The organism is Anoxybacillus sp. MB8 (assembly GCF_011006755.1).
Lineage (GTDB): Bacteria > Bacillota > Bacilli > Bacillales > Anoxybacillaceae > Anoxybacillus > Anoxybacillus gonensis.
The window spans coordinates 154,181-160,603 of the sequence record NZ_RXXX01000001.1; the positions used below are offsets into that span (position 1 = coordinate 154,181).

Genomic DNA, 6,423 nt, shown 5'->3' on the forward strand with positions numbered 1-6,423 from the left:
TTTACTGATGAAAATACATATGGTTATTTTACCACATCGACCTGTTTTTGTCGCCTCATCTCTGCAACTTCAAACGAAATGGAATAACCGATGAACATCCCATATAAAATGTAAAAGCATACCATCGTTACAACTGTATTTCGCTCAAGTTGTGGAACAGCTTTTAATTGAGGAAAAATCGGATTTAATACGTAAAAAACAAGCACCCATAACCCGATGCCGAAAGCAACTCCCGGCCAAATGCCTTGACGATTTTTTAAAAAAGCATAGTATACAAGCGCAGCAATGACAGAAGCAAGGCCAATGAACAAAATGGCAATTGCCTGACCGAGCGCTCCGTTTTTCCAATCACCGATCGCCCACGGCTGCAAAATGAAATTTGGCGCTACTTCTGTAAAATGAAAAAAATAAGCACAATATGCAAGGAAGCTCCAAAACACGCCCCCAATAAAACCGATCAGCGCGACTTTTGCTAAAACGGGCATTGGTTTTTCTCTTTTGTTTTGTTCAAGTTGTGCATCTTGTTTCGTTTTTGTTTGCACAGTCATCACCTCCTTTTTTATCTTGTCCAAAATGTTGGATCTCATGTGTATCGTTTCTCATTTTTGGCAACAATACAAATGCAAACAATACATCGACCTAGAGGTTTTTATCGTTTTCTTGTAGAATATAAGAAAAAAGAAAATAGGTTGGTGTCTTCTTATGAGCAAAAACGTATATGGTGGGCAAGCGGTCATTGAAGGAGTCATGTTTGCTGGACGCCATCATTCTGTCACAGCTATTCGCCGCAAAGACGGTTCGATTGAGTATTTTCACGTTCCACGCGAAACAAACAAAACGCTTGCTTCATTTAAAAAAATTCCGTTTCTTCGCGGCATTTTTGCCATTATTCAAGCAAGCGCAAACGGATCGAAACATTTACAATTTTCAAGCGAACGATACGACCTCGATCCGACCGAAGATGAAACGTTGCAAGCTGAACCCCCGTCCAAATGGACGATGATTTTAGGTGTTGCGCTCATTGGGGTATTATCGTTTCTATTCGGAAAATTTATTTTTACCCTTATTCCTGTATTTTTGGCTGAATTAACGAGACCGATTTTCCCATCGAATACAGCACAAATACTTGTAGAAGGATGTTTTAAACTTCTTTTACTTTTAGGTTATATTTACTTTATTTCGCTTACGCCACTTGTTAAACGATTGTTTCAATATCACGGAGCGGAACATAAAGTAATTAATGCCTACGAAAATGGTTTACCGTTGACGGTTGAACATGTACAACAACAGTCTCGTCTTCATTATCGTTGTGGGAGCAGCTTCATTTTATTTACTGTCATCATCGGCGTATTCGTTTACATGTTCGTCCCGACCGAACCGCTTTGGGTGCGCGTGCTAAACAGACTAGCGCTCATTCCAGTTGTATTAGGATTATCTTTTGAAGTATTACAAATAACAAACGCGTTACGACATGTTCCTGTGTTGCGTTGGTTTGGCTACCCTGGTTTATGGCTACAACTATTAACAACGAAAGAACCGACTAATGATCAAGTGGAAGTAGCTATCGCATCATTTCAACGTTTGCTTGAGTTAGAGGGAGAAGCGACGAAACAGCAAGAAGAAGTGGTGTAACGATAAAGGAGGTGGATCGATTGCGTCGGCGCCCATTCCCGCTTATCACTTTGCTTATTGTGTTCGCTATTTTTGGTTTTTCTTATCGTCTATGGAACGATCCGATGCAGTTGTTAAAACAAGTGTTTCTCATCGGATTGGTCGCAGCTGTCTTTTATGGCATATATAAATGGATACAAAGACAAAGCTTTAGTCGTTCATATCAAAAAGCGGTAAAACAATCGAAAAAACTCCACCATCAAAAAACGAAGCCGACGTCGAAAAAACAACCGCGCCCAACCGCTTTAAAGAAAAAACACGCCACTCATTTGACAGTCATTGAAGGGAAAAAAGGAAAGAAAAAAAATCGGGCCTCTTTTTAACCCGATTTTTTTCTTTTAATACGTCCACGTTTTTAAAAATTGTTCTGTCCGCTCTTTTCCAAACGAAATGAGCTTCTTTTTTTCTTCGTCCGTCACTGAGAAATCGGTGGCAACGACATGTTTGACAGGAAGGAAAATGATGTTTTTTTCATGGCGACGTGAAATGTATCGTTCATCGTGCGCCTCGCGCATCGTTTGAAACAACGCTTCATACAAATCAATGGCATTATTAATTTTCTTTTTTGCTTTTTGCGCTTGTCTTGCGCTCAGTTTGATGCCAAGAACAGGTCGCTTTTTCCGTTCTTCATCAAATAAAAAAATCGGAAAATTGCTTAGTAAGCCGCCATCAACGACAATATGCTTCCCTTCGTCCGTCTTTAACCGTACAGGCTCAAAAAAATAAGGAATACCGACGCTCATTCTTACTGCTTTTGCGACGGAAAAGCGGAGAGGATCAATGCCGTATTTCGGCAAATCATCTGGCAAAATAAGCATCGTCCCATTCGTTAAATCGGAAGCGACGACGCGCAATCGTTCATGTGGCAAATCAGCAAACGTGTACACGCCTTTTTTACTTAACTGCTCGGCGATCCATCGTTCAAGCTTTTCTCCTTTATATAACCCCATTTTCCAATAAAGGACGAGCCATTTTAACCATGCATACGGAATGATTGTATGTCGCTCATCGAGAAAGTCCATTAAATTCATTTCTTCCATCATGTCCACGATTTCCTTGCTTGTAAATCCCGATGCAATAAACGAAGCAATGAGCGCTCCTGCGCTCGTACCAGCAAGCCGCTTAAAACGAAAACCTTTTTCCTCGATCGCCTCATATGCCCCGATTAACGCAAAACCTTTGACCCCTCCGCCTGAAAATACACCGTCAATCTCCATGCCCTTCCCTCCCTCGCCATATATGTATGAAAAATGGGAGAGATTGAGCATAAAAAAACAAAAAAGAACAAGCGTTTATGCCTGTTCTTGCTCGTTTTGCTTTTGAATGTTGCGAAGCGCTTCAAGACGTGACCGATCTTCCTCAAAGTATTGTACTAAGTCACCGATGCGGTCAATTGCATTCCAGCTTAAGTGATGTTCGATTCCCTCAACATCGCGATAAATGTTTTCTTCATCTACACCAATGAGACGCATAAATTGTTCAAGCAACTCATGGCGATACACGAGTCGTTTCCCGATTTTTTTTCCTTTTGGAGTGAGCACAAGACCGCGATATTTTTCATATACTAAATATTCGTCTTTATCAAGCTTTTGAACCATTTTTGTCACAGAGGAGGGATGAACAGATAACGCTTCAGCAATATCTGATACACGAGCGTATCCTTTTTCTTCGATCAATATATAAATTTGTTCAATATAATCTTCCATGCTTGGTGTTGGCATACGTTCCCCTCCTAAACAAACATCCGCAATCATTATGATTATAACATGTTTACCAAGCATGACAACTATTTACGTAAAATATTCAATCGTCGCTTCGGGAAAAAATTGCGCAATATAGGAGCGAATCGTGTCATTTAGCCGATTCGCTTCTTCATCTCGATACACATATTTTCCGATGCCGTATCGTCCCCATTTATATTTTCGTTTCGTTTCATCAAGGTCAAGCTTCGTTTTCGGATATCGTTTTTGAATAACCGTTTTCGCCGGTTTAGTGAAGCGATGTTGAATTAATTCAAACGTTAAATTCGTTAAGTCGATGCCTTGCAAGTTTGTGTTCAGTCGTTCAAACAGTTCAAAATATCCTTCTTCCCAACCGTCATGCATATAAATTGGAGCGACGATAAATCCGAGCGGATAGCCAGCATGCGCCACTTTTCGCGCCGCCTCTAACCGTGCGTCAAACGAGGACGTCCCCGGTTCAAAGTTTTGAATAACATACCGTGAATTGACGCTAAAACGAAAGCGTGTTTTTCCATGATGCTTTGCATCAAGCAAATGATCCACATGTTCATATTTTGTGACAAAACGAAGTCGGCCGTATTCCGTCGCTCCAATAAATTCAATCGTTTTTTTTAAAGCATGCGTCAAATGATCGATGCCGACAATATCGGACGTACAAGCCGCTTCAAAGCGCGTAATTTCTGGAGCGCGTTCATCAATGTATGCTTTCGCTTGAGCAAAAATATCATCCAGATTGACGTACACACGAATGTAAGGCTTGCTTCCAAGCGTCGTCTGTAAATACAAAAGCAATAAATTATAGCATATTCTCTGTAAAAAATTCTCTCACTTCTTCTACATTCGGCTTAAATGAATCTGTAAGCCCGAAAATATAGCCTATTTCCCCTTCTTCATCTACTGTAATACATGCTATACGCTCTAATACTTCTTGACGTGTGAATATTTTCCGTTTTGACATATCTTCTATAATCTCAATTTCCATCTTTGCCCGTTCAATCTCTTTATCAATTTCTATATCATCATATTCTAGTTTTTGACGTTCTAATGCTTGCCTCTCATTCTCTAAGTGCTCAATCTTTTTCTCTATGATCTTTGCTACTGTTTCACTACCTTTTTGCTTTAAAAATGATTCAATCAATAAATCAATCTCTTTCTTTTTCTCGATAATCTGCTGTTCAATGCTCTTTCGTTCATGTTTAGCCCTATCCTTTTTCTGTTCTAGCTTTAAAATTTTTTCTTTCAATCCCTGAATCATACCATCTTTCATTCTGTTTAAAACTTTGTGTAATCCCTTATTCATATAGTATTGAATGCCCTTTTCTAATCTCAAAAGTGATACACTTTTATTGTCGCATTGTTTTGTTCTGCGTCTATTTGCACAATTATAGAAATAATATTTGTTTCCGTTTTGCGTTTGAGCATTTCTGATATAATTTGAACCGCATTTACCGCATACAATTTTTTTTGAAAATTCATCTATCGGTGTTTTTAATCCTCGCTTATGAACGCCTATTTTTTGTGAACGTTCATTCATTATTTGTTGTGCTTTTTCCCATGTTTCACGGTCTATTATTGCAGGAATGGCATTTTCAACTCTAATCCATTCGCTTTCATCTTTTGTTTTTCGTTTTCTATTTGTAGAAGTAACTTCTCCAATTGTCCATTTGTTCAATGTTACTGTTCCGGTGTAGTGTTCATTCTTTAAAATTGTTGTTACCCTGCTGGCTGTAAATATTTTACCATGTGTCGTTTTTATACCTCTTTCGTTTAAAATATCGGCTATTTTTCTTGAGCCTATTTTTTGCTTTGTGTACATCTCATAAATTTCTCGTACTATTGCCGCTTCTTCTTCAACAATACGAACACATTTATTTTCAGTGTCGTAAATATAGCCAAACATTCTTTCGCTAAAATGATATTTACCCTCTTTTGCTCTTCTCTTTAATCCAAATTGTACTTTTTTTGATCGGTCTACCGATTCATGCTCCGCAAAGTTTAAAAACATGTTGAGCATAAAACGATAGTTTACATCTTTTGTATCAATCCCAACATTTTCAAATAAAATATATACCCCTTTTTCACGCAACATTTGTGCAATTTCAATTGCATTTACATTTCTAGCAAAGCGGCTGACATCTTTCGTAATAATGTACTCAAATTTTGGTTTGCGGTCTGAAACAGAAAAAATATATTTGCCATCTTCATCTTTTTTAATGTCTAATCCTGCATCATATATCATTGCTAAAAACTCTTTTCGTTTTACGTTTGTACCCGAAAGCCCTTCATCTGCATATATTTTTACTATTTCATAGCCCTTTTCTTGTGCATACTGTATGTAATGCTTTTGCTGATTCTCTAAACTGTGTAATTGATTTTCAGTATCTGTACTTACCCGACAATATACTGCTATTTTCAAATATAATCACACCCTTACAAAAACATATTATTTACTTTATTATATATTATCGTCTCGCAAAAATCATGTGTCTGTTTACGGAATAGCTCGCATCGTATAGACAGACGAAAAATTTCTGAAAGATATAAATAGCCCCCCACTCTATTCAAATAAAATTGTTGTTTTATATTGTCGGCTCATATCGTCAATTTTGAGCCTATTTTTTTCATTGTGTAGAATGAAAATTTGTAAATTGTCAAGGCCGATTATTTTTTTCCCAAAATCGCCGGTTTAAAATTCCCCAGAAGGACCTCATTGATCCTTCTGTTTTTCTTGTTGGAGTCTTTTTTCCCGTAATCGATAGCTTTCCCCCTTTAGGTTGAAAATGATGGAATGATGCAGTAATCGATCTAACATCGCTGTCGCCAAAACCGAGTCTCCCACGATTTCTCCCCATTCCCTAAAGCTTTTGTTGGAGGTGAGGATAATCGGGGCATGCTCGTACCGCCGGGCGATCACTTGAAATAAGTAATGAGCGCTGTTCGGGTCCAGTTTTAGATACCCCATTTCATCAATAATGAGAACGGTTGGCTTCACAAAGACACGAAGCTTTTT

The 6,423-nt window shown here is 38.3% G+C and carries 6 protein-coding genes and 2 pseudogenes; 2 read left to right on the forward strand and 6 right to left on the reverse strand.

The genetic code is table 11. The features are described from left to right. Nucleotides 1–23: 23 nt before the first annotated feature. Nucleotides 24–587 carry a YqhR family membrane protein gene (locus EKC99_RS00900; RefSeq protein WP_019416943.1) on the reverse strand — a complete coding sequence of 188 codons (564 nt, stop codon included), beginning with the start codon at nt 585–587 and terminating at the stop codon, nt 24–26. 115 nt (nt 588–702) lie between these two features. Here EKC99_RS00900 and EKC99_RS00905 point away from each other — a divergent pair, with 115 nt between their 5' ends. Together EKC99_RS00905 and EKC99_RS00910 are read left to right on the forward strand one after the other, a co-directional pair. Further along, entirely contained in the window at nt 703–1,632 is a 930-nt protein-coding gene (locus EKC99_RS00905) for a DUF1385 domain-containing protein (protein ID WP_163149966.1), read from the forward strand. Nucleotides 1,633–1,652: 20 nt separating this feature from the next. Next, a complete protein-coding gene (locus EKC99_RS00910; protein ID WP_163149968.1) occupies nt 1,653–1,994 on the forward strand; it encodes an SA1362 family protein in 342 nt (113 codons plus the stop codon). 15 nt (nt 1,995–2,009) lie between these two features. Here EKC99_RS00910 and EKC99_RS00915 read toward each other — a convergent pair whose 3' ends face one another. From EKC99_RS00915 to istB, 5 genes and pseudogenes are all read right to left on the reverse strand, one after another. Then, the gene (locus EKC99_RS00915; protein WP_163149971.1) at nt 2,010–2,888 is read right to left on the reverse strand and encodes a patatin-like phospholipase family protein; all 879 of its coding nucleotides are present in this window, start codon (nt 2,886–2,888) and stop codon (nt 2,010–2,012) included. Nucleotides 2,889–2,963: 75 nt separating this feature from the next. Continuing rightward, nucleotides 2,964–3,392, reverse strand: a complete 429-nt coding sequence (gene mntR / locus EKC99_RS00920) for a transcriptional regulator MntR (protein ID WP_009373920.1) — start codon at nt 3,390–3,392, stop codon at nt 2,964–2,966. Nucleotides 3,393–3,461: 69 nt separating this feature from the next. After that, nucleotides 3,462–4,196, reverse strand: a pseudogene (locus EKC99_RS00925) (spore photoproduct lyase family protein); the annotation flags it as partial. Between the two features lie 13 nt (nt 4,197–4,209). Next, nucleotides 4,210–5,829 carry a recombinase family protein gene (locus EKC99_RS00930; RefSeq protein WP_163149974.1) on the reverse strand — a complete coding sequence of 540 codons (1,620 nt, stop codon included), beginning with the start codon at nt 5,827–5,829 and terminating at the stop codon, nt 4,210–4,212. Between the two features lie 291 nt (nt 5,830–6,120). Continuing rightward, nucleotides 6,121–6,423 (reverse strand): annotated as a pseudogene (gene istB, locus EKC99_RS00935) (IS21-like element IS5376 family helper ATPase IstB); the annotation flags it as partial.